The sequence below is a fragment of the Streptomyces sp. NPDC051315 genome, from assembly GCF_044455165.1.
Classification (GTDB): Bacteria; Actinomycetota; Actinomycetes; order Streptomycetales; family Streptomycetaceae; genus Streptomyces.
Window position 1 is genome coordinate 140,366 of sequence record NZ_JBITEN010000021.1, and the last position, 24,633, is coordinate 164,998.

28 protein-coding genes and 1 pseudogene are annotated in these 24,633 nt (G+C 73.2%); 12 read left to right on the forward strand and 17 right to left on the reverse strand.

The window, feature by feature from the left end; genetic code table 11:
* Window positions 1-55 precede the first annotated feature (55 nt).
* Window positions 56-1,090 carry a chitinase gene (locus tag ACIBBD_RS32400; protein ID WP_399423127.1) on the forward strand — a complete coding sequence of 345 codons (1,035 nt, stop codon included), beginning with the start codon at window positions 56-58 and terminating at the stop codon, window positions 1,088-1,090.
* Window positions 1,091-1,112: 22 nt separating this feature from the next.
* On the opposite strand, the gene ACIBBD_RS32405 is transcribed toward ACIBBD_RS32400, so the two are convergent.
* The 3 genes from ACIBBD_RS32405 to ACIBBD_RS32415 form a co-directional block, all read right to left on the reverse strand.
* The gene (locus tag ACIBBD_RS32405; RefSeq protein WP_399423128.1) at window positions 1,113-1,718 is read right to left on the reverse strand and encodes a hypothetical protein; all 606 of its coding nucleotides are present in this window, start codon (window positions 1,716-1,718) and stop codon (window positions 1,113-1,115) included.
* 7 nt (window positions 1,719-1,725) lie between these two features.
* Entirely contained in the window at window positions 1,726-2,940 is a 1,215-nt protein-coding gene (gene mqnC / locus ACIBBD_RS32410; RefSeq protein ID WP_399423129.1) for a cyclic dehypoxanthinyl futalosine synthase, read from the reverse strand.
* A gap of 89 nt (window positions 2,941-3,029) precedes the next feature.
* Window positions 3,030-3,986 (reverse strand): prepilin peptidase, encoded by a 957-nt coding sequence (locus tag ACIBBD_RS32415; RefSeq protein ID WP_399423130.1) that lies wholly within the window; start codon window positions 3,984-3,986, stop codon window positions 3,030-3,032.
* 185 nt (window positions 3,987-4,171) lie between these two features.
* On the opposite strand from ACIBBD_RS32415, the gene ACIBBD_RS32420 reads away from it, so the two are divergent.
* Window positions 4,172-5,197: a hypothetical protein gene (locus ACIBBD_RS32420; RefSeq protein ID WP_399423131.1), complete on the forward strand. Its 1,026-nt coding sequence runs from the start codon at window positions 4,172-4,174 to the stop codon at window positions 5,195-5,197.
* A gap of 103 nt (window positions 5,198-5,300) precedes the next feature.
* On the opposite strand, the gene ACIBBD_RS32425 is transcribed toward ACIBBD_RS32420, so the two are convergent.
* Together ACIBBD_RS32425 and ACIBBD_RS32430 are read right to left on the reverse strand one after the other, a co-directional pair.
* Entirely contained in the window at window positions 5,301-7,136 is a 1,836-nt protein-coding gene (locus ACIBBD_RS32425) for a serine/threonine-protein kinase (protein ID WP_399423132.1), read from the reverse strand.
* 44 nt (window positions 7,137-7,180) lie between these two features.
* On the reverse strand, window positions 7,181-8,029 hold the full coding sequence (locus ACIBBD_RS32430; RefSeq protein WP_399423133.1) for a menaquinone biosynthetic enzyme MqnA/MqnD family protein: 849 nt from the start codon (window positions 8,027-8,029) through the stop codon (window positions 7,181-7,183).
* Between the two features lie 286 nt (window positions 8,030-8,315).
* Here ACIBBD_RS32430 and ACIBBD_RS32435 point away from each other — a divergent pair, with 286 nt between their 5' ends.
* Window positions 8,316-8,519 carry a cold-shock protein gene (locus tag ACIBBD_RS32435; protein WP_003992177.1) on the forward strand — a complete coding sequence of 68 codons (204 nt, stop codon included), beginning with the start codon at window positions 8,316-8,318 and terminating at the stop codon, window positions 8,517-8,519.
* A 223-nt stretch (window positions 8,520-8,742) separates the two neighbouring features.
* Here the strand turns inward: ACIBBD_RS32435 and ACIBBD_RS32440 are convergent, their stop codons facing one another.
* Window positions 8,743-9,306, reverse strand: coding sequence for a helix-turn-helix domain-containing protein (locus ACIBBD_RS32440; RefSeq protein WP_399423134.1), 564 nt, complete (start codon window positions 9,304-9,306; stop codon window positions 8,743-8,745).
* Between the two features lie 68 nt (window positions 9,307-9,374).
* Between ACIBBD_RS32440 and ACIBBD_RS32445 the strand changes: the two genes are divergently transcribed.
* The 4 genes from ACIBBD_RS32445 to ACIBBD_RS32460 are packed head-to-tail and all read left to right on the forward strand — an operon-like array spanning window position 9,375 to window position 11,302.
* On the forward strand, window positions 9,375-10,076 hold the full coding sequence (locus ACIBBD_RS32445; RefSeq protein WP_399423135.1) for an AzlC family ABC transporter permease: 702 nt from the start codon (window positions 9,375-9,377) through the stop codon (window positions 10,074-10,076).
* Window positions 10,073-10,387: an AzlD domain-containing protein gene (locus tag ACIBBD_RS32450; protein WP_399423136.1), complete on the forward strand. Its 315-nt coding sequence runs from the start codon at window positions 10,073-10,075 to the stop codon at window positions 10,385-10,387. Before ACIBBD_RS32445 ends, ACIBBD_RS32450 begins: the two co-directional genes overlap by 4 nt.
* Before the next feature lie 12 nt (window positions 10,388-10,399).
* Complete coding sequence (locus ACIBBD_RS32455; protein ID WP_399423137.1) at window positions 10,400-10,633, forward strand: hypothetical protein; 234 nt, start codon at window positions 10,400-10,402, stop codon at window positions 10,631-10,633.
* A 9-nt stretch (window positions 10,634-10,642) separates the two neighbouring features.
* Complete coding sequence (locus tag ACIBBD_RS32460; protein WP_399423138.1) at window positions 10,643-11,302, forward strand: class I SAM-dependent DNA methyltransferase; 660 nt, start codon at window positions 10,643-10,645, stop codon at window positions 11,300-11,302.
* Here ACIBBD_RS32460 and ACIBBD_RS32465 read toward each other — a convergent pair.
* Window positions 11,289-11,837, reverse strand: a complete 549-nt coding sequence (locus tag ACIBBD_RS32465) for a DUF6817 domain-containing protein (protein ID WP_399423139.1) — start codon at window positions 11,835-11,837, stop codon at window positions 11,289-11,291. The two genes, ACIBBD_RS32460 and ACIBBD_RS32465, sit on opposite strands and share 14 nt — an antisense overlap.
* A gap of 191 nt (window positions 11,838-12,028) precedes the next feature.
* Here ACIBBD_RS32465 and ACIBBD_RS32470 point away from each other — a divergent pair, with 191 nt between their 5' ends.
* A complete protein-coding gene (locus tag ACIBBD_RS32470) occupies window positions 12,029-12,934 on the forward strand; it encodes a LysR family transcriptional regulator (protein ID WP_399423140.1) in 906 nt (301 codons plus the stop codon).
* Window positions 12,935-12,937: 3 nt separating this feature from the next.
* Here ACIBBD_RS32470 and ACIBBD_RS32475 read toward each other — a convergent pair whose 3' ends face one another.
* Both ACIBBD_RS32475 and ACIBBD_RS32480 read right to left on the reverse strand, forming a co-directional pair.
* Complete coding sequence (locus ACIBBD_RS32475; protein ID WP_399423141.1) at window positions 12,938-13,642, reverse strand: hypothetical protein; 705 nt, start codon at window positions 13,640-13,642, stop codon at window positions 12,938-12,940.
* 145 nt (window positions 13,643-13,787) lie between these two features.
* Entirely contained in the window at window positions 13,788-14,234 is a 447-nt protein-coding gene (locus ACIBBD_RS32480; protein WP_399423142.1) for an ATP-binding protein, read from the reverse strand.
* A gap of 135 nt (window positions 14,235-14,369) precedes the next feature.
* Here ACIBBD_RS32480 and ACIBBD_RS32485 point away from each other — a divergent pair, with 135 nt between their 5' ends.
* Both ACIBBD_RS32485 and ACIBBD_RS32490 read left to right on the forward strand, forming a co-directional pair.
* Window positions 14,370-15,233 (forward strand): helix-turn-helix domain-containing protein, encoded by an 864-nt coding sequence (locus ACIBBD_RS32485; protein WP_399423143.1) that lies wholly within the window; start codon window positions 14,370-14,372, stop codon window positions 15,231-15,233.
* Window positions 15,230-15,511, forward strand: coding sequence for a DUF397 domain-containing protein (locus tag ACIBBD_RS32490; protein WP_399423144.1), 282 nt, complete (start codon window positions 15,230-15,232; stop codon window positions 15,509-15,511). The genes ACIBBD_RS32485 and ACIBBD_RS32490 overlap by 4 nt, the downstream gene beginning before the upstream one ends.
* On the opposite strand, the gene ACIBBD_RS32495 is transcribed toward ACIBBD_RS32490, so the two are convergent.
* From ACIBBD_RS32495 to ACIBBD_RS32505, 3 genes are all read right to left on the reverse strand, one after another.
* Window positions 15,457-15,939 carry a hypothetical protein gene (locus ACIBBD_RS32495; protein ID WP_399423145.1) on the reverse strand — a complete coding sequence of 161 codons (483 nt, stop codon included), beginning with the start codon at window positions 15,937-15,939 and terminating at the stop codon, window positions 15,457-15,459. The two genes, ACIBBD_RS32490 and ACIBBD_RS32495, sit on opposite strands and share 55 nt — an antisense overlap.
* A 42-nt stretch (window positions 15,940-15,981) precedes the next feature.
* A complete protein-coding gene (locus ACIBBD_RS32500) occupies window positions 15,982-17,898 on the reverse strand; it encodes an AMP-dependent synthetase/ligase (RefSeq protein WP_399423146.1) in 1,917 nt (638 codons plus the stop codon).
* 326 nt (window positions 17,899-18,224) lie between these two features.
* Window positions 18,225-19,511, reverse strand: coding sequence for an acetyl-CoA C-acetyltransferase (locus ACIBBD_RS32505; RefSeq protein ID WP_399423147.1), 1,287 nt, complete (start codon window positions 19,509-19,511; stop codon window positions 18,225-18,227).
* A gap of 141 nt (window positions 19,512-19,652) precedes the next feature.
* On the opposite strand from ACIBBD_RS32505, the gene ACIBBD_RS32510 reads away from it, so the two are divergent.
* Together ACIBBD_RS32510 and ACIBBD_RS32515 are read left to right on the forward strand one after the other, a co-directional pair.
* Complete coding sequence (locus ACIBBD_RS32510; protein ID WP_399423148.1) at window positions 19,653-20,969, forward strand: 3-oxoacyl-ACP reductase; 1,317 nt, start codon at window positions 19,653-19,655, stop codon at window positions 20,967-20,969.
* Window positions 20,969-21,817, forward strand: a complete 849-nt coding sequence (locus ACIBBD_RS32515; RefSeq protein WP_399423149.1) for a MaoC family dehydratase — start codon at window positions 20,969-20,971, stop codon at window positions 21,815-21,817. Before ACIBBD_RS32510 ends, ACIBBD_RS32515 begins: the two co-directional genes overlap by 1 nt.
* Before the next feature lie 103 nt (window positions 21,818-21,920).
* Here the strand turns inward: ACIBBD_RS32515 and ACIBBD_RS32520 are convergent, their stop codons facing one another.
* The 5 genes and pseudogenes from ACIBBD_RS32520 to ACIBBD_RS32540 form a co-directional block, all read right to left on the reverse strand.
* Window positions 21,921-22,565: a TetR/AcrR family transcriptional regulator gene (locus tag ACIBBD_RS32520; protein ID WP_399423150.1), complete on the reverse strand. Its 645-nt coding sequence runs from the start codon at window positions 22,563-22,565 to the stop codon at window positions 21,921-21,923.
* A 39-nt stretch (window positions 22,566-22,604) separates the two neighbouring features.
* A complete protein-coding gene (locus ACIBBD_RS32525; RefSeq protein ID WP_399423151.1) occupies window positions 22,605-22,916 on the reverse strand; it encodes a DUF4229 domain-containing protein in 312 nt (103 codons plus the stop codon).
* A gap of 93 nt (window positions 22,917-23,009) precedes the next feature.
* Entirely contained in the window at window positions 23,010-23,534 is a 525-nt protein-coding gene (locus tag ACIBBD_RS32530; protein WP_399423152.1) for a GNAT family N-acetyltransferase, read from the reverse strand.
* Between the two features lie 94 nt (window positions 23,535-23,628).
* A complete protein-coding gene (locus tag ACIBBD_RS32535) occupies window positions 23,629-24,279 on the reverse strand; it encodes a UdgX family uracil-DNA binding protein (protein WP_399423153.1) in 651 nt (216 codons plus the stop codon).
* A 129-nt stretch (window positions 24,280-24,408) separates the two neighbouring features.
* Window positions 24,409-24,633 (reverse strand): annotated as a pseudogene (locus ACIBBD_RS32540) (aminofutalosine synthase MqnE); the annotation flags it as partial.

Here is a 24,633-nt window from a genome sequence, read left to right on the forward strand (position 1 = left end):
AAACGCAGTTTGTTTCCAGCCTGAGACAGAAATCACGAGAGCGGGTGCATGCGCAATGAGGAGTTTCCTGAAGCCGGTGGCCGGGCTCTGTTGTCTGTTTGCCCTGGCCACGGCGGGATGCTCCGCGGGGTCCGACGGCACGTCGGACGCGGCACCCTCGTCCCCGCGGCAGAGCAGCAGCGCCTCCCCGTCAAAGAGCGCCACGTCGGGCAGCGGTACCTCCTACGCCCCCTACGTGAGCGCCACGGAGGCCTCCGCCAACGACTCGGCGGGCTCCCCCACGACGTACAACCTGGCCTTCGTCGTCTCCGACGGCAGCGGCTGCACGCCGGAGTGGAACGGGGCCTACGCGATCGGTGACACGACCGTGAAGTCCCGCATCTCCGCGCTCAGGGAGTCGGGCGCCTCCGTCCGCGTCTCCTTCGGCGGGGCCTCCGGGAAGGAGCTGGCGGCGACCTGTGACAGCGCGTCGGAGCTGGCGGCGGCGTACGGCGCGGCCCTCGACGCGGCCGGCTCCACGCAGGCCGACTTCGACGTCGAGGGCGACGAGCTGACCGACTCGGCCTCGGTCGCCCTGCGTTCGCAGGCCATCGCCGAGCTCCAGCGGGACCGGCCCGGCCTCCAGGTCTCCTTCACCCTCCCGGTGATGCCCTCCGGGCTGGACGCGGACAGCCTCGCGCTGCTGACGTCGGCGAACAAGTACGACGTCCAGGTCTCCACCGTCAACCTGATGACGATGAACTACGGCGAGTCGTACACCGGCGACATGGGCGGGTACGCGATCACCTCGGCCACCGCCGCGCACACGCAGCTGAAGGAGATGTTCGGCACGACGGACGCCGCGGCCTGGAAGGGCATGGCGCTCACCTCGATGATCGGCGTCAACGACGTCGACAACGAGACGTTCACGCTCGCCGACGCGGCGCAGGTGCGGACGTTCGCCGAGGGGAAGGGCATCTCCTGGGTGTCGATGTGGTCGACCTTCCGCGACCAGCGGTGCGAGGAGGGTTCCTCCGCGGACGACGCGCTGACCACGTGCAGCGGGGTGGAGCAGGAGGACGGGGCGTTCGCGGAGGCGTTCTCGGAGTAGGACGCGGCCCCGCGGGGCGCGTTCAGCGCCGCCGGTAGACCAGGCGCCCCTCGACCACCGTGGCCACGCAGGTGGCGACCCCGCGTTCGGCGAGCGCGGCCTCGTCCGGGACGTCGAAGACGGCGAACCGGGCGGCGGATCCGGCCTCCCTCGGTTCGGCGAACATCACCGGCCGGCCGGAGGCGTACGGGTCGAGCGAGGGCACCCCGCCGGGACGCCCGAGGCGCCCCACGACCCCCAGGCCGGAGCGGCGCACGGCGTCGCGTACCGCGCGGTTGCGCAGTTCCTCGCAGGCCGCCGCGACCGTGCCGTTCGCCAGCATGCGCTGCACCCCGCGCCGGGCGCTCGCCCCCCAGCGGGCGTCGTCCATGGCGAGGGCCTCGAGCGCGTCCCCGGTCAGCGGCTCGGTGCCCAGCTCGTCGGCCTCGCGCGGGTCCGGGTGGTAGGCCTGCTCCAGCAGCTCGTCGCCGTGCGGGTTGACGAGGCCGGGGCTGAGGATGCCGGGCCACTGGCGCACCCGGGCCCGGGGGTGGGCGGCGAGCAGTTCCTCCAGGGGGCCCGCCCCGGCGATCCACGCGCCCTTGACGGCGAGCGCCCGGCCCGTGGAGTCCGCGTGGATCGTGAGCATCGGGCGGCTAGTTGGACGCGAGGATCTTCAGTTCGGGGTGTGCCGTGCCGCCCGCGATCGCCGTCGAGGAGATGTGGGAGGCGACCCGCTCGTCGACGGGGTCGTTCGCCGGGTCGTCGTGGACGACCAGGTGCTCGTACGTCGTGGAGCGCTGCGCCGGGACGCGGCCCGCCTTCCGGATCAGGTCGATGATCTCCAGGCGGTTGGAGCGGTGCTTGGCGCCGGCCGAGGAGACGACGTTCTCCTCGAGCATGATCGAGCCGAGGTCGTCCGCGCCGTAGTGCAGGGAGAGCTGGCCGACCTCCTTGCCGGTCGTCAGCCAGGAGCCCTGGATGTGGCGGACGTTGTCGAGGAAGAGGCGGGCGACCGCGATCATCCGCAGGTACTCGAAGAGGGTCGCCTGGGTGCGGCCCTTCAGGTGGTTGTTCTCGGGCTGGTAGGTGTACGGGATGAAGGCCCGGAAGCCGCCCGTGCGGTCCTGCACGTCACGGATCATCCGCAGGTGCTCGATGCGCTCGGCGTTCGTCTCGCCCGTGCCCATCAGCATGGTGGAGGTGGACTCGACGCCGAGGGTGTGCGCGGTCTCCATGATCTCCAGCCAGCGCTCGCCGGACTCCTTCAGCGGCGCGATGGCCTTGCGCGGGCGCTCCGGCAGCAGTTCGGCGCCGGCGCCGGCGAAGGAGTCCAGGCCCGCGGCGTGGATGCGCTGGATCGCCTCCTCCACGGACACCTTCGAGATCCGCGCCATGTGCTCGACCTCGCTCGCCCCCAGGCTGTGGATGACGAGCTGCGGGAACTCCTTCTTGATGGCGGAGAAGTGCTTCTCGTAGTACTCGACGCCGTAGTCCGGGTGGTGTCCGCCCTGGAACATGATCTGGGTCCCGCCCAGTTCCACGGTCTCCGCGCACCGGCGCAGAATGTCCTCCAGGTCGCGCGTCCAGCCCTTGGCGGTGTCCTTCGGGGCCGCGTAGAAGGCGCAGAACTTGCACGCCGTGACGCACACGTTCGTGTAGTTGATGTTCCGCTCGATGATGTACGTCGCGATGTGCTCGATCCCGGCGTACTGACGGCGGCGTACGGCGTCGGCGGCGGCGCCCAGCGCGTGCAGGGGCGCGTCGCGGTAGAGGGCGAGCGCCTCCTCGGGCGTGATCCGTCCGCCCGCGGCGGCTCGGTCGAGGACGGCTGTGACATCAACAGAGGTGAGGTCGGCCTTCTCGGTCACCGGAGCGTCCCTTTCGTCAAGGGTGTGGATCGTCAAGGGTTGACGCACGGACCGAACCAGCCTACGCCAGCCGTTTTCGCCGTCGGCCGTCAGGCCGTGTACGCGCCGATCAGCAGCCCCACGAGGACGCCCGCGATCAGGAACGGCCCGAACGGGATCGCCGTCCCGCGCCCGGCCCTGCCCGTCACGAGGAGCACGCCGCCGTACAGCGCGCCGAGCAGGAACCCGGCGAACGTGCCCAGCATGACCGCGGCCCAGCCGTACCAGCCGAGGACGACGCCCGCGCCGAGCGCCAGTTTCACGTCTCCGAGGCCCATGCCGTCGGAGTTGAGGAGGTGCAGCACGAGGTAGCCGGCGCTCAGCGCGAGCGAGCCCAGCAGGGCCGTCGTCCACCGCCCGGCGTGCTCGGGCAGCAGCGCGGCCACGCCGAGCAGGGCGATCGCGGCGGCGGCGAGCGGCAGGGTCAGCGGGTCGGGCAGCCGCCGCACCCGCAGGTCGACCACCGCGAGCAGCACGCCGACGGGCGCGAGCGCCAGCCAGACGGCCAGCTCGGGGCGGGCGCCGGTGGCGAGGGCGAGGGTGACGCAGAGGAGGGCGGTCAGGGTGGCGAGGAGGGGGGTGCCGGGGCCGTACGGCGCGGCCGCGCCGGCGCACGCGGGGCAGCGGGCGGGGCCGATCCAGCCGCGGAGCGGATGCCCGCCCGGACAGGCACTCCGCCAGCCCGCCGGGGTGTCGTCGACGGACACCGGATCCTCAACCGGATCCTTCCCCTTGACGGACACCGGGTCCCCGACCCGGCCCTGACCCTCGCCGGTCCCCGGATCCCCGACCGGGCCCTGGCCTTCGCCGGTCCCCGGATCCCCGACCCGGCCCTGACCCTCGCCGGACGCCGGGTCCTCGCCCGAGGCCCCGCTCTCCTCCTCGTGCTCGTGCTGGTGCGGCACGGAGAAGCGGTAGACCGCCCGGGGCAGCAGCGCGCCCGTCACCGCGCCCCACAGCGCCGCGAGGGCGAGCAGCACGGCGTCGACCGGTGTGAGCTCGCTCATCGGGGACCCGCCGGGCTTCCCGTGGAGCGTGCGGTGCGGTGTCGCGCCATGGCGGTGTCCTGGGTCGGGTGCGGGCGGGGTCGTCACCGGGGCCGGTGCTCAGGCGCATGGAGCTTACCGAGACACAGCGATACTGCGGACGGCGCCCGACCGGATCACACGCTCACCCAAGGACACACCCGCTCATGCCCCGTACGACCCCACCACGCCCCCTCGACGTCGAGGCGGAGTTTCCCGAACTGGCCGCCCACCGTGGCCTGTCCACCCGTCTCCATCCCCGCCCCGGGGACCCGGGGCCGACGGAGAGTTCCGTGGGCGGTCCCCTCCTCTGGCCCGCGGACGAGCCCTGGCCGGTCTGCCGGACACCCCATCGCCGTGACCGGGGGCGGCGCATCGAGGACGTCCACGAGGAGCGCCGCGTCCTGGCGCGGGCCTGGCTGCGGACGACCGGCACCGGACCCTCGGACGAGGAGCGGGAGACGGTGACGGCCCTGCGCCGCAGGCACCGCGTCCCCGGCCTGGACGACACGACGCCCCTCCCTCTCCTCCCCCTGGCCCAGTTGTTCGCCAGGGACGTCCCCGGCCTCGGTGCCCCCGAGGGCAGTGACCTCCTCCAGGTCCTGTGGTGTCCCTTCGACGCCCATGCCGGCCACGGCCCCGGTCTCCGCCTGGTGTGGCGTCGCGCGGCCGACGTCGGCGCGCTCCTGACCGAGCCGCCACGCCCGCCGGTGGTCGGCAGCGCCGACTACGTGCCGGAGCCGTGCGTGCTCGACCCCGAGCCGGTCGTGGAGCACCAGTACCAGGAGCTTCTCGGCGCGGAACTGTGCGAGCGGATCGAGGAGTGGGAGGAAGCGGCGGAGGAGGCGGCCGAGGACGACGACGAAGCCGACGACGAGGCCGACTGCGTCACGTACCACCACGACCTCTCCCTCGCCCCCGGCTGGAAGGTCGGCGGGTTCGCGAGCTGGAGCGTGACCGGACCGGCCGACCTGGTCTGCTCCTGCGGCGCACCGACGCGACTGCTGCTGACGGTGGCCGGCAGCGAGTGGGACCGGGGCAGCCTCAGCTGGGTCCCCGTGGAGGACCGCGAGCGGATCGACACCTACGACGCGAACGTCCCCACCCGGGTCGTCGTGGGCCGGGGAGGTTCCCTCAACGTCTTCGTCTGCACGGCCGACCCGACCCACGAGCACCGGGTCAGCCTCCAGTGATGCGGTGGGACGCCCCGCCGCTCCCGGACGCTGACGTCACGTCACCCAGCCCGCCCGGGAGGGAAGCCCTCACCGTCCCCTGACGAGCCGGCCACCCCTCCGGCTACTTCACCCGGGACAACCGTGCCACCGGCTTGCCCTCCGCCGTGCTGTCCGAGGTGTAGGTGAGGTCGTCTCCGGTCGGGGTGAGGCGGATCGTGTGGGGGGCCGGGTTGCAGCCGCTGTGGTTGGTCCTCGCGCCGACCGACGTGGCGACGACCTCGTCCGGCTGCACCTGCTTCAGGGTGAGCACGTCGAGGCAGACCGCGCCGAGCAGGTCCGTCTGGCGCAGCTGCCCCAGTTCCTCGCCCACCTTCGCCTGGCGGACCGTCACCCGGAACGTGCCCATGGGCAGTCTGCCGTCGAGGCCGCTGCCCTCGCCCTCCCAGGTGCCGACGTAACGGGAGGGCAGTGCGGTGGCCGTGCCGCCGTCGCCCGCGGTCGGGGCGGCGGTGGGGGCCGGGGAGTAGGCGCCGCCGGCGGAGTCGTTGTCGCCGTCGGCGGGCTGCTTCGGCAGCAGGTCGGACACGAACACCGACCCCACCGTCACCGCGGCCATGGCTCCCGCGACCGCCAGCGCGACGGTGCAGCTCAGCCGCCGTCCGCGGCCGCCCTCCCCGGGCGTCGCGGCGGCCGCCACCGTCACGGAGACCTTCCCGGGCCGCTCCCTGTTCTCCCCGCCCTCCCGAGGCGCGGGAATCGCGTCCGCCGGCGCCGGCATCACGGGCGGCGGCCCGAACTCCCCCACCGTCGGGGGCGGGGGCGGCCACCCGCCCGCCCCCGCCGTCACCGGCGCCTGCGGAGTGCCAAACCCGGGCTCCCCGGACGCCGGCCGCGCTCGCGGCTCCCCGGGCTCCCCGGACGTCACCGGCACGCGAGGCGTCCCGGAGTCCCCGGTCCGCACCGGGACCCGGGGTGCCCCGGGCCCGCCCGCCGTCACCGACGGGCTGCTGAAGCCCACCGGCCCGGAGAGCGGGTCGGCTCCCGTCGCCTCCAGGTTCAGCAGTTCCACGGCGCCGCGGCTCACCCGTTCCACCAGGGGCCCCGGCAGCCATCCGCCCGCCACCAGCCGCGCCGCCCCCTGGGGGGCGAGCCGCCGGGCGACCTCTGCGGGAGTCGGGCGTGCCGCCGGTTCCTTCGCCAGGCAGGCCTCGACCACCTCGCGCAGCTCGCCGTCCAGCGCCCCGAGGACCGGCTCCTCGTGGACGACCTTGTAGAGGAGGGCGGCCGAGGAGTCCCCGGGGAACGGGGCTTCCCCCGTCGCCGCGTACGCCAGCACCGCGCCCAGGGAGAAGACGTCGGCCGCTCCGGTGGCGCCCTTGCCGAGGATCTGCTCGGGGGCCATGTAGCCGGGCGAGCCGACGGACACCCCGGTGGACGTCAGCGACGCCGTACCGTCCGTGGCCCGTGCGATGCCGAAGTCGATGAGGAGGGGCCCGTCGAGGGTCAGCAGGATGTTGGACGGCTTGACGTCCCGGTGGACGAGTCCCAGTCCGTGGACGTTCGCGAGCGCTTCCGCCAGCCCCGCCCCCAGCACCCGGACGGTGTGCGCCGGGAGCGCGCCCCCGCCCGGGGACCCGCCCCCGCCCGCGACGGCCGACGCCAGTGAGGGGCCGGCCGCGTACGCCGTGGCGACCCAGGGCACGCTCGCCTCCGGGTCGGCGTCCAGCACCGGCGCGGTCCAGGCGCCGCCCACCCGCCGGGCGGCCTCTACCTCGCGCCGGAAGCGGGCGCGGAACTCCTCGTCGAGCGCGAGGTGGGGGTGCACGATCTTCACGGCGACCGTGCGGCCGCCGGCACTGCGCCCCAGGTAGACGCGGCCCATCCCGCCGGACCCGAGCCGGCCGAGCAGCCGGTAGGGTCCCACGCCGGTGGGTTCGTCCGCTCCGAGCTGCTGCATGACGTCCATCCCTCCCCCGTACGTCCCGCTGGCAGACTACGGCGCTACGGCTGGAGCAGCCGCACCTTCACGTCCGCCGGGAAGCCCGTCGTCGGCCCGACCCGCCGCGCGAACTCGGTGACCGCCTCCAGTTGCGGTGCTCCGAAGCGGAAGTCGAGCGTGGTGAAGTACTCCTCCAGGACGCGCTCGTCGAAGGCCTCCCAACGGGCCGCCTGCTCGGCGACCTTGGCGACCTCCTCCAGGGAGAGGTTGCGGGAGTCGAGGAAGGCCTCGTGGACCTTGCGCGTGATGAACGGCTCGCGTTCGGCGTAGTCGCGGCGCGCGGCCCAGACCGCGAAGACGAACGGCAGTCCGGTCCACTCCTTCCAGAGCGCCCCGAGGTCGTGCACCTCCAGGCCGTACTTCGGCCCGTCCAGCAGGTTGGCCCGCAGTGCGGCGTCGCCGATGAGGACGCCCGCCTCCGCCTCCTGCATCATCAGGCTCAGGTCGGGCGGGCAGGTGTAGTAGTCGGGCTGGACGCCGAAGCGGTCGGAGAGCAGCAACTGGGCCAGGCGCACGGAGGTGCGCGAGGTGGAGCCGAGGGCGACCCGGGCGCCGTCGAGCCGCTCCAGCGGGACCTGGGAGACGATCACGCAGGACATGACCGGGCCGTCGCAGCCGACGGCGATGTCCGGGAAGGCGACCAGGTCGTCCGCGTTCCTCAGGAACTCCACGAGGGTGACGGGCCCGATGTCGAGGTCTCCCCGCACCAGCTGCTCGCTGAGCTTCTCCGGGGTGTCCTTGGTCAGCTCGAAGTCGAGGAGCGTGCCGGTTCTCGCGAGCCCCCAGTACAGGGGCAGGCAGTTCAGGAACTGGATGTGGCCGACGCGCGGCCGGGTGCGAGAAATGTCCACATCGCGAGACTAGACCCCGGCGAGCACGCCGCGGGGTCCACCCCCCGGGTCAACCGCTTCCCCGGATGTTCAAACATTCGGGTGACGTGATCTTGACCTCTATTGCATTCGGCTGCCCGCGTGCTAGGCTCGCCGCAAGTTGCAGTTTGGTTTCCCTTGCAGTACAGAGCCTGCGGAGCATGTGACCGCGGGCTCTCGTCGTTTTCAGAAGTATGCAGTTGTGCAGCACTGTTTTCACACTTGCAGGTTCTGGAGCAGGGCAACCCTTTGGGCCCAAGGAGGGCTTATGGCTACCGGAACCGTGAAGTGGTTCAACGCCGAAAAGGGCTTTGGCTTCATCGCCCAGGAGGGCGGCGGCCCCGACGTCTTCGTCCACTACTCCGCGATCAACGCCTCGGGTTTCCGTTCCCTCGAGGAGAACCAGCAGGTCTCCTTCGACGTGACCCAGGGCCCGAAGGGCCCGCAGGCGGAGAACGTCACCCCCGTGTGATCGTCGCACCTCGTGTGATCGCAGTCTGAGAGCAGTACCCAAGGAGCCCCGCGCCGTACGGCCGGGGCTCCTGCCTTTCCGGCGGGCGGGCCCGGCCTTTCCGCGCCCCAGCCCCTCCCGCGGCCCGATCCCTTTCCGCCGCCCGCCGCCTTTCGGCCACCGGAGCCCCTTTCCGCCATTCGGCGATGAATTCCCGGCGAACCCTTCCGGTCCCTCGCGTGTCTCACAGGTGCTGCATGACGAGCACGAAGGTCGTTCCCGGCACCAGCGCCTCGTACGAGTGCGGCACATCACCCCGGTACGTCATGTAGTCGCCGGGCTCCAGCTCGACCGTCTCCCCGGCCGGTCCCGCCTTCACCCTCCCCGTGCTCACGATCAGGTGCTCGACCGTGCCCGGGATGTGCGGCTCCGACACCCGGGCGGCCCCCGGTTCGGCCCGCAGGTGGTAGATGTCGCGCCGGGCGCCCGGCGGGCTGGCCGACAGCAGGGTCGCCACGTACGGCGCCTGCTCCGAGGCGACCGCCGGCCCCTGCCCCGCGCGGATCACCTGGACCGCGGGCACGGGCGGCTCCACCAGCGCGCTGAACGGCACGCCCAGCGCCACACCCAGCGCCCAGAGCGTCTCCACGCTCGGATTGCCGCTCGCCGCCTCCAGCTGCGACAGCGTGGACTTGGCGATGCCGGCCCGTTTGGCCAGCTCGGACAGGGACAGCCCGGCCCGGGTGCGCTCGCGCCGCAGGGAGGCGGCGATCCAGTCGAGGGGGAGACGGGAGGGGGTATCAGACATGCCGTTCGCTCCATCGGTACGCTCGTTCGCCTTGACGAACACAGTCCGGCTTGTTCATTGTAGAAAACATGCGTTCGCCTCAACGAACATCCCCGGCCTCGGCCCACGCGGTCCGGACGGCGCTCGTCCGGGACAGTTCACTCGTCTGGCTCGCCAGTGGGGTGGTCGGCGTCTCCTTCGGCGCGATCTCCGTCGCGGGCGGGCTGCCGGTCTGGGTGCCGGTGGTGATGTCGCTGGTGGTGTACGCGGGCTCGGCACAGTTCAGCGCGGTCGGCGTGCTGCTGGCCGGGGGCGGCCCGTTCGCCGCGGCGGCCACCGGTCTGCTCCTCAACACCCGCACGGCCGCCTTCAGCCTCGCCGTCGCCGAGCTCCTCGGCCCCGGCCGCGCGGCCCGTCTCCTCGGGGCGCACCTGGTGACCGACGAGACGGTCGCCTTCGCCCTGGCCCAGCCGGACCCGGCGCGCCGCCGCGCCGCCTTCTGGATCTCCGGGCTCGGCCTGTTCGCCGTGTGGAACGCGGGCGTCCTGGCCGGCGCGCTCGCCGGCACCGCCCTCGGTGACACCGCCGCCTACGGCCTGGACGCCGCCTTCCCCGCGGTCCTGGTGGCCCTGGTCCTCCCCGCGCTGCGCGAGGACCGGTCGCTGCGACGCTCGGCGGCCGTCGGCGCGCTCCTCGCCCTGGCGGCGACGCCCGTCGTCCCCGCCGGGGTGCCGGTGCTGCTGGCGCTCGCCGGGCTGTTTCTGTACGGCCGCGCGAGGGCCGCCGTATGAGTGCGTCGGTCGCCGTGATCCTGGTGCTGGCGGTGGGCACGTACGCCTTCCGGCTGGTCGGGCCCGCGCTGCACGGGCGGGTCGAGCTGCCCGCCCGGGTCCAGGAGCTGCTGTCGGCGGGTGCGGTGGTCCTGCTGGTCGCGCTGCTGGCGACGGGCGCGCTGACCGAGGGCGGCGGCTTCGCCGGGTGGGCCCGCCCGGCCGGGGTGCTGGTGGGCGGCGTCCTGGCGTGGCGGCGGGCGCCGTTCCCGGTGGTGGTGCTGGGCGCGGCGCTGGTCACGGCGGGGCTGCGGGCGGCGGGCGTGGCGTGAAAAGCTGATCATGTGGACAACGCTGAACAGGACAGCCCCGCGCCCGCACCGAACACTCCGGTGAACTGGCTCGCGCTCGGCCTCTCGACCGGTACGGCCCTGGGCACCGCGCTCGGGATGACCGTCTTCGACAACCTCGCCACCGGTCTCGCCGTGGGTCTGGGACTGGGCACGGCGATCGGCGCGGGCCTCGCCGCCCGCGCGCGCCGCGAAGAGGGCGAGGAGACCCCGGGACGTCCTGAGTAGGCTCCGGCCATGACCCACGCCGACCACCTCACCGCCACCCGCGCCTTCTACGACGCCATCGCCGACGACTACGCCGAGCGCTTCCACGACGCGCTCACCGCGAGGCCGTTGGACCGGGCCCTGCTCACCGCGTACGCCGAACTCGTCGGCGCGGGCGGGAAGGTGGCCGACCTGGGCTGCGGGCCGGGCCTGGTGACGGGTTTCCTCGCCTCGCTCGGCCTGTCGGTGTCCGGGCTCGACCTCTCGGAGTCGATGCTGGCGATCGCGCGCCGGGAGAACCCGGGGATCCGGTTCGAGCACGGCTCGATGCTGGAGCTGGAGGGGTCCGCGGACGGCTCCCTGGACGGGGTGGTCTCCTGGTACTCCTCCATCCACCTGCCGGTGGACGAACTGCCCGCCCTCTTCGCCGAGTTCCACCGCGTCCTGGTCCCGGGCGGGCACCTGCTGCTCGCCTTCCAGGTCGGCGACGAGCCCCGGCGCCACGACCGGCCGTGGGGCCACCCGGTGGCGCTGGACTTCCTGCGGCGCAGGCCGGAGCGGATGGCGGAGCTGCTGGCGGCGGCCGGTTTCGACGTCCGGGTCCGGACGGTACGCGAACCGGAACCGGATCTCGGCGAGGGCGTCCCGCAGGCCTGCCTCGTCGCGAGGTCGGCGTCTACGCGGCGGTGAGGACCCGTCGGCATTCGTCCCAGGCGGCCCGGCTCAGCAGCGGCCGGAGACGGGTGAAGAGGGCGAGGAGGTCCGGGCCGCACCGCTCGCGGAACGCGGGGTCGTGCTCGGCGAGGTCGAGTTCGTTGGCGGCGGTGAGGTCGGCGAAGTCGCGGAGCATGTGCGGGGCCGGGCTCCATCGGACGCCCGAGAAACGGTCGTGGAAGCAGGGGGCGGGCCCGGCGAGGGTCGGGTAGGTGGCCCGGCGGTCACAGCTCGCGTAGAAGTACACGATCTCCTCGGCCTCCCGGCCGATGACGTGCGCCAGTTCGGCACGGCGGGCCAGGGGGAGCAGGGGCTCGGGGAAGCCGTCGGTGCCGTAGAAGGCGTGGCAGAGGCCGGCGATCCGCAGGGCGGGGCGGGCCTCCCAGCCGGCGAGCCGGGAGCGTACGCGGCGCAGGTGGGCGAGGAGGGTGCCGCCCGGGTGGGCCAGGGCGCCCGCGCCCAGGTCCCGCAGCAGCGCCTCGGCTCTCAGCAGCGCCTCGTCTTCAGGCATGGCGGTGCCCTTCGTCGGATGCGGACGTGTCGTCGTGCGGGGTCGGCACCCGCTCCCGTCCCGGACGTCCGGATCGTCCACGGGAGCGGGAGCGGGTTGCCGCCCAGGGCCCTGAGGAGATCGTCGTACGGGCTCACAGCCCAGTCAATCCTAAGATTTTCTGCCCAACCCCAAGGCTAGGCTTGGGTCTTGTGACTCTTGAGGACCTGCGGGTGTTCGTCGCCGTGTGCCGGGCCGGGAGCCTCAGCGCCGTGGCCCGCGACCTGGGGTGTACGCAGTCGGCGGTGAGCCAGCACGTGAAGCGGCTGGAACGGGAGACGGGCGTCGGCCTGCTGGAACGCCAGCCGAGGGGGGTCGTGCCGACCCAGGCCGGCCGGATCCTGGAGGCGGCGGCCACCGAGGGCATCTCCGGACTCGACCTGGCGGTACGGCGGTTGCGCGACCTGGCCGACGGCGCGAGCGGGTTCGTCCGGGTCGCCACCGGGGCGACGACCGTTCGGCACTTCATGTCGGACGCCCTCGTCGCGTACCGGCGGCGCCACCCCGGGGTCCATCTGGAGTTCCGGACGGTGAGTTCGGGGCGGGGCAGTTTCGACGCGCTCGCCGACGGCACGCTCGACCTCGCCTGGATCACCCTCGGCCCGCCGGTGCGCGGCATCGAGCAGCGGCGGGTGGTCGACCTGCCCTGGATGCTGGCCGTCCCCGCCGACGACCCGCTCGCCGGCCACACCCGCGTGGACGTCACCGACCTGCGGGACGTCCGTGTGATCCGCCTCCCGCCGAACTCCGCCTCCGCCGCGCACCTGGAGGCGTGCTGCGCCGAGTTGGGCGTCCGCTTCACCTACGACACCGGCGTCGCCGACTGGGACACGGCCCTGCTCCTCGCCGAACTGGGCGTGGGCCGGGCGATCGTCCCGGCACTCCCGGGTCTGTCCGTCCCCGGCGACGGCGTCCTGCGCCTGATCCGCGTGCCCGCCCTGCGCCCCCTCCCGGTCGGCTGGGCCGTGCGCCGCTGGGACGCGCTCAGCCCGCCGGCGCGGGCGTTCGCGGACATGGTGACGGAGTGGCGGCGGGGAGGTGCCACGACGGTCGGCTGAGGGTCACGTGCCGCTCGTCGGCCGGGACCGGCCGGCAGGACGGCCCCGGCCGTCGTCCGGACCGGTCACGGCGGCCATGTCCTCGCCGGCCGCCGCCCCGTCGACCTCTCCGGAACGACGGCCACGCAAGGCCCGCACCGCGACGACCAGGCCCACGACGGCGGCGAGGGAACCGGCCAGCGCGCCCATCCCCTCGATCGTGCCTTTCAGCCACGCGAACGCGTCCCCGACCCAGGAGAACCGCCCCCGGCTCTCGGCGGGCCTCGGAGACACCTCGGCATGGCTGACGACGGGCTTCTCGAACAGCACGGTGGCCGTGTCGAGGTAGTAGGCGGTCATGGTGAGGGCGAACTCGGCCGTGCCCTCCCTCCGGGCGGTCACCTTCCACGTCCACTCCACCGGCTCCTCGTCCTTCGTCAGCACGTTCTGGCGTTCCGACGAGAGCGGGGTGCAGGTGACGGATCCCGAGCAGCGCAGCTTCATGCCGATCTGGGCTCCGGCCCGGACCTCCGTGACGGTCCGGCCGGCGGCCGGAGCCCGCTGCCAGCCGCCCTTCACGTAGGCCGTGAACAGGTCCGACTCCCCGGCCTCGAGGTCATAGGCGACCGCCGGGTCGGTGGAGGTGAGGGTGCCCTCGAAGAGCTCCTTGCGGGCGCGGTCCAACTTCTCCGCGAAGTCGTGCTGTTCGCTGTGCGGAAGGCGGGACACGGTCGGCGACTGCAAGGAATCGATCAGGAGCAGTGCGAGGGCAGCACTCGCCAGGAGACTGACTATCCACCACACCCTGACACCACGTCGCACCACGGCCCCCGTCCCTCGCCGTACCGGTCCGGCACTTCGACGAGCGTAGGTCTCAACGGACCAACGGTGCTCGGCCCAGCGGAAGTTCCGCCCATACCGTCTTGCCGACGTCCCGCCCGGCGACGCCCCAGGTTCGGGAGAGGACGGCGACGAGGACCAGCCCCCGACCGCCCTCCGCGTCCGCGTCCGTCACGATCCGCAGCCTCCGGTCCCCCCGCGCGTCACTCACCTCGATCCGCAGCGTGCCCTCCGGGAGCAGCAGCAGCCGCAGCTCGAAGTCCCGTCCCGGCACCCGGCCGTGCGTGACGGCGTTGGCGGCCAGCTCCGCGACGACGTGCTGCGCGGTGTCGCTCGCCTCGCTGTCGTGCGGGTAGCCCCAGGCGTCGAGCTGCTGCGCCGCCAGCCGCCGGGCGAGGCGGGCGCCCCGTGGCGTCGAGCTGAGGCGCAGGGTCAGTTCCCCGAGGGGGGTGGAGATCTGGGGGGAGATTTCGGAGTTCACCCGACCGAGCCTGGTCCGTTGTATCTACGCTGGCCAGGGGCGACTCGGCGACTCTGCGTAGCCGTACGGACGCGCAGAGGTGGCCGTACGGGCGTGTCGGCTGTGACCACGGGGACATGAAGGCGGTGCGGTGCATTGAGGGACGAACAGGAGCGGCGGCCGGAGACACCGGCGGAGGCCGACGGGACGACGGGGCTGTTCACGGCACTGGGCAAGATGCTCAAGCGGCTGAGGGAGCGCAAGGGGCTGACCCAGAAGGAGTTCGGCCAGCTGGTGGGGTACGGGCCGGATGCCATCTCGTCGATGGAGCGGGGAGTACGGCTCATCCGGCCCGAGGTGCTGGAGCGGGCGGACGCGCTGCTGGACGCGGGCGGGATGCTCGCGGACGCGATTCCCGAGGTGCGGGAGGCGATGGGGCGGACCCGGACGCGGCATCCGGAGTGGTATCGAAGCTACGCGGCCTTGGAGGCGGAGGCGCGGGAACTGCACTTCTACGCCAACCAAGGCGTGCCGGGGTTATTGCAGACGGAGAATTACGCGCGGGCGGTGTTCTCCCGTCGGCGTCCGCTGCTGGACGAGGAAACGATCGAGAAGCGCATCGCTGACCGACTGTCGCGTCAGCAGGTTCTCGACAAGTGGCCCCCGCCCATGTGCAGTTTCGTACTGGAGGAGGTGGTCCTTGATCGACCGATCGGCGGTCGGGCCGTCCGCGAGGCCCAGTTGAAGCAGCTGCTGCGCATTAGTGACCTGCGGAACGTGGAGATCCAGGTGATGCCGACCAGCATCGAGGACCACCCCAACATGGGCGGGGCGTTCAACCTGCTCACTCCTCAGAGGCACCCACAGGTTGCGTACACGGAGATCCAGGAGTACCCCCGCCTGATCACCGATCCGGAAGAGGTCCGCAAGATCGTCGACCGCCATGGGATGATCCGGGCGATGGCCCTCCCACCCAGGGATTCCCGGGCGTTGATCGACAAGAAGCTGGGGGAGTTGTGAGCAGCCAAGAACTCAACTGGTTCAAGTCCAGCTACAGCGACGGCGGCGGCGGCGAATGCCTGGAAACCGCCTACACCTGGCGCAAGTCGACGTACAGCGGCGGCGAAGGCGGCGAATGCCTGGAGGTGGCCGCCTGCCCCGCCACCATCCACGTCCGTGACTCCAAGAACCCCGCCGGCCCCCACCTCCGCCTCTCCCCCGCCGCCTGGGCCCATTTCCTCACCTACGGCAGTGGGTCCTCGTCCAGCGCCACCGGCTCCGCCAGCGCCGTCTCGTAACGGTCCCGGGGGAACGCGTACGGGCCCATCGCGAGTTCCCCCCACTCCTCCCGGTACGGCTGCCGGAAGGACGACCAGGTCACCGTCGTGGGCGTCACGGTGACGCGGGCCAGGAGGGGCCAGCAGCCCCAGATGCCGCACGGGCAGCCGAGGAGGGGCGTGGCATCGGCGGGGGTCAGGAAGTGGCCGGGGCGGTCCTCGAAGTCCCGTACGCCCAGCCCGCCGTGCTGGTCGCGGACGTGCTCCTCGATCTCCCTCTCGTCGTCCTCGAACTCCCCCTCCAGCTCCGCCCGCCACAGGCCCCGCGTCGCGTCCGCCACGGACGTGCGCAGGTCGGTGCCGTCGATCCGGATGCCCCAGAGGGGGTACGACGGGTGGTCGGCCGAGGGGTAGTGGAAGAACTCGATGCCGTTGAGGATGCCGTTCACGAAACGGCATCCTCCCCGGGCGCGGCCCGGCCCGCGAGCCCTTTACCGCTGCGCGTACAGCCCTTCCACCGTCTCCGCGAAGTCCCGCATGACCGCGTCGCGCCGCAGCTTCATGGACGGGGTGAGGTGGCCGTCCATCTCCGTGAAGTCGCGGGGCAGCACGGCGAACCGGCGGATCGACTCGGGGCGGGAGACCAGCTTGTTGGCCTCGTCGATCGCCCGCTGGAGGACCGCGTTCAACTCCTCGTCGCCGATCAGCAGCTCCGGCGGTACCGGGTGCTTGCCGTTCATCTGGCGCCAGTGGGTGAGACCGTCGGGGTCGAGGGTGAGGAGGGCGGAGACGTAGGGCCGGCCGTCGCCGACGACCATGGCCTGGGAGATCAGGGGGTGGGAGCGCAGCCAGTTCTCCAGCGGGGCGGGGGCGACGCTCTTGCCGCCCGCCGTGATGATCATCTCCTTCTTGCGGCCGGTGATGGTCAGGTAGCCCTCGTCGTCGAGTTCGCCGATGTCACCGGTGGCGAGCCAGCCGTCCGGGGCGGCGGGGACGACGCCGCCGGCCGCCGGGTCCCAGTAGCCGCGCAGCACGTGGTCGCCGGCGATGAGGATCTCGCCGTCCGCCGCGATGCGGATCTTCGTACCGGGCAGGGGCCAGCCCACCGTGCCCAGGCGGGGCTTGAGCGGCGGGGTGACCGTCGAGGCGCCGGTGGTCTCCGTGAGGCCGTAGCCCTCGTAGATCTCGATGCCGGCGCCCAGGTAGAACGCGGCCAGGCGGCGGCCCAGTGGGGAGCCGCCGCAGATGGCGTGGCGGACGCGGCCGCCCATGGCGTTGCGCAGGCGGCGGTAGACCAGCGGGTCGTAGAAGGTGCGGGCGGCGCGGAGGGTGGCGCCGGGGCCGGGTCCGGTGCCGGTCTTGTGGGCCTCGACCGCCTCGCCGTAGCGGACGGCCGTGTTCACCGCGCGGTCGAAGGAGGAGAGCCGGCCGCTCGCCTCCGCCTTCGCGCGGGCCGTGTTGAAGATCTTCTCCAGCATGTACGGGATCGCCAGGAGGCAAGTGGGTCTGAACGCGGCCAGGTCCGGCAGGAGGTCCTCGGACCTGAGGCTCGGGGCGTGGCCGAGGCGGACGCGGGCGCGGACGCAGGCGACGGCGACCATCCGGCCGAAGACGTGGGACATGGGGAGGAAGAGGAGGACGGAGAGGTCCTCGGTGTCCGACTTGAAGACCGGGTAGAGGAGTTCGATCGCGTTGTCGACCTCGGCGAAGAAGTTGCCGTGGGTGAGCGCGCAGCCCTTGGGGCGACCGGTGGTGCCGGAGGTGTAGATGAGGGTCGCGAGGGTGTCGGGGACCAGCATGCCCCGGCGGATGTCGACCTCGGCGTCGGGGGTGTGCTCGCCCAGTTCCGCGAGGCGCTCCACATGGCCCTTCTCCATCACCCACATGTGCTGGAGGTCGGGCAGCCGGTCGCGTTCGGGGCCGACGGCCGCCGCCTGGGCGACCGTCTCGGTGACCAGGGCGACCGCGCCGGAGTCCTGGAGGATCCAGCGGGTCTGGAAGACGGAGGAGGTGGGGTAGACGGGGACGGTGACCAGGCCGGCCGCCCAGGCGGCGAAGTCGAGCAGCGTCCACTCGTACCTCGTGCGGGCCATGATGGCGATCCGGTCGCCCGGCACCAGGCCCTCGGCTATCAGCCCCTTGGCCACGGCGTGCACCTGGGCGGCGAACCGCTCGGCGGTCACGTCCGTCCACCGGCCGTCCTGCGTCTTGCGGCTGAGGACCACCGCGTGGGGGGACGCCTCCGCGTTCTCGAAGGGCAGGTCGGCGAGCGACCCGTACGTCACCGGCCGCGCGAAGGCCGGTACGGACGCCTCCCGCACCGCCCCGTCCAGTCGCCGTGTCTCGGGTTCCACCAGGGCGGGGGGAGCGTCGTAGAAGTCGGTGGAGGCGGGGTACGGGGTGGACACGGGCGGCTCCCTGTGCGTGCAGCCGGAGAACTGCTTGCTGCATGAGATACGTGCCTCGTGTGCCGAGGCGTTCACCGGTTGGCCCCCAAGAAAGGGGTTACCACCGGTTAGGTAGGGGATCGTACGGCGTTCGCGTGTGCAGGCTGTGCGGTTTCGGGGGTGGTCCGGGGTCGGGCGTGTGCAATCTCGGGGGTTATGTGAAAAGAGTTCACCTTCGGCGGGTGCGGCCAACTCGCCGACGGGCCAACGGAACTGACGCACCGTCGATCCAGGGCGGGGCGGAAGGGGGCGGCCGGCCCCGAGTCCGCGCGGCGGGTCCGCCGGCGTCACGGCCGCTCCAGGATCGCCGTCACCCCCTGGCCGCCGGCCGCGCACACCGAGATCAGGCCGCGTGCGGGCCCCTCCCGCTCGGCGAGCAGCTTGGCGAGGGTGGCGACGATCCGGGCGCCCGTCGCCGCGAAGGGGTGGCCGGTCGCCAGGGACGAGCCCGCCACGTTCAGGCGGTCGCGGTCGACCGGCGCCAGACCCCGCTTCTCCCAGGCCGCCAGCGTCGCCAGCACCTGGGAGGCGAACGCCTCGTGGATCTCGACCAGGTCGAAGTCCTCGATACCGAGACCGGCCCGCTCCAGCATGCGCGGCACGGCGTACGCGGGCGCCATCAGCAGCCCGTCCTCGCCGCCGGCCACGTCACCGCGGACGAAGTCCACGGCCGCCGTCTCGTACGCGGTCAGGTAGGCGAGCGGCTCCAGGCCCCGCGCGTCGGCCCACTCCTCCGAGGCCAGGAGCACCACGGCGGCGCCGTCCGTCAGCGGGGTCGAGTTGCCCGCCGTCATCGTCGGGCCGGGGGCGTCGAGGCCGAACACCGGGTTGAGCAGGGCGAGTTTCTCCACCGTCGAGTCGGGGCGCAGGTTCTGGTCGCGGGTCAGGCCGCGGAAGGGAACGACGAGGTCCTGGAAGAAGCCGCGCTCGTAGGCGGCCGCCAGCCGCCGGTGGCTGGCCGCCGCCAGTTCGTCCTGCGCGGTGCGGCCGACGGCCCAGGCGCGGGCGGTGACCGCCGCGTGTTCGCCCATGGACAGGCCGGTACGCGGCTCGGCGTTGCGCGGGATGTCGGGGATCAGGTGGGAGGGGCGCACCTGCGCGAGGGCCTTCAGGCGGGCGCCCGCGCTCCTGGCCCTGCGGGCTTCGAGGAGGATGCGGCGCAGGCGGTCGTTGACCCCCAGGGGCGCGTCGCTGGCGGTGTCGGCGCCGCCCGCGACGGCCGACTCGGTCTGGCCGAGGGCGATCTTGTTGGCGGCGGCGACGACGGCCTGCAGCCCGGTCCCGCAGGCCTGCTGGATGTCGTACGCCGGGGTACGCGCGTCCAGGACCGAGCCGAGGACGGTCTCGCGGGCGAGGTTGAAGTCACGGCTGTGCTTGAGGACGGCGCCGGCGACCAGCTCGCCCACGGAGCCGGGCACGTCGAGTCCGTAGCGGGCGGCCAGACCGTCGACGGCCGCCGTGAGCATCTCCTGGTTGGAGGCGGTGGCGTACGGGCCGTCGGAGCGGGCGAACGGGACGCGGCTGCCGCCGACGATCGCGACCCGACGGGCCTCCGGTCGTTTCACGGGGCTCATCTCGACCTGCTCCTCACCTTTGACATAAGCTTACCGCCGGTAACCTTACTCCACAGTAAGAAGCCGGGGTAAGAACCGGGAACACTCCCGGAACAAGACACCGACACCGCCACCGGAACAGCCAGGCACTAGGAGTTGGACGTGGCCGACCGCTATCTGAGCTTCACCGCCACCGCACCCGGCCGCTTCCTCACCCGACGGCTCGGCCTCCCGCAACCGGCGACGCTCAGGCGCTGGTCACCGGGGCAGCCCTCCCTGCCGGGCGGCCTGCTGCACCTGACGGCCGGGACGTCCGGCCTCGACCTCACCCCGGTCCTCGCCCGTACGGGGCTGGAGAGCGGTACGCCGGAGCCGGCCGCCGTCGTCCTGGACGCCACCGGGGTGCGGGACGTGGACACGCTCGCCGAGGTGCACGCCCTGCTGCATCCCGCCGTGCGGTCGGTCGCGGTGAGCGGGCGGATCGTGGTGCTGGGCGCGCCCCTCGACCCCGACGACCACCACCAGGCGGCCGTCCAGCAGGCCCTGGAGGGCTTCATCCGCTCCCTGGGCAAGGAGATCGGCCGGGGCAGGACGGTGAACCTGGTCCGCCTCACCGACGCGGCCGCCGCCGAGTCCACCCTGCGCTTCCTGCTCTCCCCCAAGTCGGCCTACGTCAGCGGCCAGGTGATCGCCGTGGGCGCGCCGAGCGCGGGGACGTCCGGGGAGCCCGACGACCGGGACCGCCCCCTCGCCGGACGCACCGCCCTCGTCACCGGCGCCGCCCGGGGCATCGGCGAGGCCGTCGCCCGGACGCTGGCCCGGGACGGCGCCCGGGTCGTCGTCCTCGACGTACCGCGGGCCGAGGAGGACGCCCGCGCGGTCGCCGAGCGGCTCGGGGGCGGCGCCCTCGCCCTCCCCCTCGACATCACGGCCGCCGACGCGGGCGAGCGCATCGCCGCCGAACTCCCCGACGGGCTCGACGTGCTGGTCCACAACGCGGGCATCACCCGTGACCGCCGGCTGGTCAACATGCCCGCCGAGCGCTGGACCTCGGTGCTCGACGTCAACCTCGCGAGCGTGCTGCGGACCACCGACGCGCTGCTCGCCAAGGGCACCCTGCGGCCGGGCGGGCGGATCGTGGCCACCGCCTCCATCGCCGGGCTCGCGGGGAACGCGGGCCAGACGAACTACGGGGCGAGCAAGGCGGGCGTCGCCGGCCTGGTCCGCGCCCTCGCGCCCCGCGCGCTGGCCGAGCACGGGGTGACGGTGAACGCGGTCGCGCCGGGCTTCATCGAGACGCGGATGACGGCCGCGGTGCCGTTGTTCATCCGGGAGGCGGGACGCCGTATGAACTCCCTCGCCCAGGGCGGGCTGCCCGTCGACGTCGCCGAGACGACGGCCTGGCTCGCGCACCCGGGCTCCGGGGCGGTCAACGGACAGGTCGTGCGGGTGTGCGGCCAGAGCCTGCTGGGGGCCTGATGCCGACGCTGACGAGCCCGCCCGCGCTCGGCCCGCTCCTCGCCCGGGGCGCCCTGCTGTCGCCGTTCAAGCGCCCGCGCCCGGACGCCGACCACCCGCGCGCCCGCCTCCTCCTGCCCGGCCTGCGCATCGACCTGACCCGGCTGGCCGCCTACGAGCGGGTCTGCGGCTTCCCCACCGGCGAGGACGCCCTGCCGGTCACCTATCCGCACGTCCTCGGCTTCCCGCTGGCCATGCGGCTGATGAGCGCCCCGGACTTCCCGCTGCCCCTGCTCGGCCTCGTCCACACCTCGATCGACATCACCCGCCACCGGCCCCTGCCGGCCACCGGCACCTACGAACTCGCCGTCCACGTCGACCGGCTGGCCCCGCACCGGCGCGGCACCGAGGCGTCCGTCGTCACCGAGCTGCGGGACGGGGGCGAGACGGTGTGGGAGTCGCGCAGCACGTACCTGGCACGGCACCGCACCAGCGGGACACCCTCGGCCGAGCAGCCCGCACGGCACGTGCCCGGCCCCCTGCCCGTCCTCGACGAGTGGCGCCTCGCCGCCGACGTGGGCCGCCGCTACGGTGCCGCCTCCGGCGACCGCAACCCCATCCACCTGTACCCGCTCACCGCCCGCCTCTTCGGCTTCCCGCGCGCCATCGCCCACGGCATGTGGACCGCGGCCCGCTGCCTCGCCGCCCACGGCACCCCGCCGGCGGTGCGGATCAGCACGGAGTTCCGGGCACCGGTGCTGCTGCCGGGCACGGTGGCCTTCGCGGCGGACGGCAGCCGGTTCGAGCTGCGCGGGGTGGGGGACGCGGGGCGGGTGCACGTGAGCGGGCGGGTGGACCGGCTGGGGTGAGCTGGTGAACTCAGGCCGGGGGCCGGTGGGCCGGTGGGCTCGGCCCGGGAGACCTCGCGACCTGGGCTCGGGGGCCGTCCGGCGCCGGATCGTGGGCCGGGCACTACGCCTCCGGCGGTGACCAGGGACGGCCTGCCATGAGGTTCCCCAGGCCCGCCCACGCGAAGTTCATCAGGGTCGCCGCCGCCTGGCGGGCCGTGACGCCCTCGGTGGTGTTGGTCCAGGCGGCGAGGGACTCGGCGGCGCCGACCAGCGCCTCGGCGAGACCGGCCACCTCGCGCTCGGGCAGGTCGGGGTCGCGGTGCGCTTCCCGGGCGGCGACGGCGATCAGCTGGGTGACGAACGCGACGATCTCCGCGCGCATCGCCGCGACCTCGGCGGCGAACGGCTCGCCGTGGGTGCGGGCCTGGAGGTGCAGCACGGTCCAGGCGTGCGGGTGCTCGGCGGTGTGCGCGAAGAACGCCAGCAGGCCGTCCCAGAGCTGGCGGTCGGCGGGCAGGCCGGTGTCGACACCCGCGCGCACCGCCTCGACGAGCGCCTTGGCCTCCCGCCGGATGCAGGCGGTGAACAGGTCTTCCTTGGAGTTCAGGTACAGGTAGACCAACGGCTTGGACACGCCCGCCAGTTCGGCGATCTCGTCCATCGACGCGGCCATGTACCCCCGCCGCCCGAAGATCTCCACGGCTGCGTCCAGCATCTGCTGCTCGCGGACCGCACGCGGCATCCGCTTGGTCTTCACGGCACCCATGTGGGCCAGCCTAGTTGGGGCCGGCCGCGGGGAACTCCGTTACGACGCCTGCTCCTGGGCGCGGCCCTGGGCGTGGGCGGCGTCCACGGCGTCGTCCTCCTGCGCGCGGTTGGCCTCCAGACCGGCCTTCATCCGGTCCACCCGGCGCACGATCGTCTCCGAGGCGCGGTCGCGCTCCCTGCGCAGGGCGACGAAGCTGATCGGGGCGGAGATCACGAGCGCGAGCAGGATGATCCACATGCCGTTGGAGGAGCCGAGGCCGCGCGGGACCACACCGAAGTAGACGAGCCCCCAGACGGCCACGAGGCAGCCTGCGAAGACACCGAGGCGCATCAACGTGTAGCGGAGCATCTCAATCCACTCTTCCGATTCCAAAAGGGGCCGTCGTCCAGTGAAGCACGCCGGACCGCGGATCTTGGAGGGGGGTGTGTCCCCCCGGCGCCGTCAGCACAGGGGCAGCAGCAGGGTGATGTCGTCCCGTTCGTCCCCCGGCGCCACGCGTATCGCGCCGGGGACGCGGCCGACCTCCTTGTACCCGCAGGAGCCGTAGAAGTGCTCCAGGCCGAGGCCGCCCCGGCAGGTGAGGCGTATCGCCTCGATGCCGTCGAAGGTCCGGGCCGCGTCCGCGGCGGCGGCCAGCAGGTCGCGGCCGTAGCCCCTGCCCTGGTGGCGGGGGTGGACCATCACCGTGTAGAGCCACACCCAGTGCGTCATCAGCCGGTGCGTGTTGAAGGTGAGGAACCCGGTCGCGGCGACCTCCCCGGCCCCGTCGTGCCCGACGAGCAGCCGGGTGCGCCCCTCGGCCATCTGCGCCAGGTACCTGACCACCTCGGGGCGGATCTCCTCCCGCGTCACCGGGGGCACGAAGCCGACGGCGCCGCCCGCGTTGGTGACGTCCGTCCACAGGTCGAGGAGGCCGTCGCGCAGGGCGGGGGTGACGGCCGGGTCGAGAGTGAAGGTAAGGGACACGCAAGGATCGTATCCCTTACGCCTCCTGCGCTCACCGTGATGCTCACGACAGTGTGCTCACCGGTGCTCACGACAGGTGTGCTCGCCGTGAAGCTCACGACAGGACGCGGGCCGCCACCCTCAGGTCGGTGACCAGCCCCTGGTACGCGGCCTCGCGGTCGTCGGCGCGCAGCACCGAGGACGGGTGCACGGTCGGGACCAGCCGCTCCGGGCGGCCGTGGATCTCCCGCTCCAGGACCGTCCCGCGCACCTCGGTGACCCGGAACGACGAACCCAGCAGCGCCTTGCCCGCCGTGGCCCCCAGCACCACGATCAGCTCGGGCTCCACCACCGCGAGCTCGGCGGCCAGCCAGGGGCCGCACGCCGTCATCTCGCGCAGCGTGGGCGCCTTGTGGATCCGGCGCTTGCGCGGCTCGGCCCGCGTGAACTTGAAGTGCTTCACGGCGTTCGTGACGTAGGCCTCGCCGGGGTCGAGGCCGGCCTCGGCGAGCGCCCGGTCGAGCAGCTTCCCCGCGGGGCCGACGAAGGGCTTGCCCTGCCGGTCCTCCTGGTCGCCGGGCTGCTCGCCGACGAGCATGATCCGCGCGTGCGCGTCCCCCGCGCCGAAGACGGTCTGCGTGGCGTCCCGGTGCAGCGGGCAGCCGCGGCAGCCGGCGGCGGCCCGGCGGAGGGCGGGGAGAGCGGCGCCGTCAGGGACGAAGGGCGCGGCGGTGTAGGCGTCCTCGGGGGCCTTCGTGACAGCCATGCGGGACGAGTACCCCGGCCCGAGGACGGCGAACGAGGGGCGCTCAGGCCGTGGCCGACCCCGGGGCGTGGGGCTTCGCGCGCGGTTCCCCGCGCCCCTGAGGTCAGGACACTCCCGTCGGCCGAGAGGTCACACCCGCATCGGCTGCGGCGATTCCCTGCGGGCCGGGTCCGGGCCGTCGTACTCGCGGATGATCTCGTAGCGCGTGTTGCGCTCGACCGGGCGGAAGCCCGCGTCCCGGATCAGGTCCAGCAGGTCCTCGCGGGTCAGCTTGTTCGGCGTGCCGTAGTTGTCGGCGTCGTGGGTGATCTTGTACTCGACGACCGAGCCGTCCATGTCGTCCGCGCCGTGCTG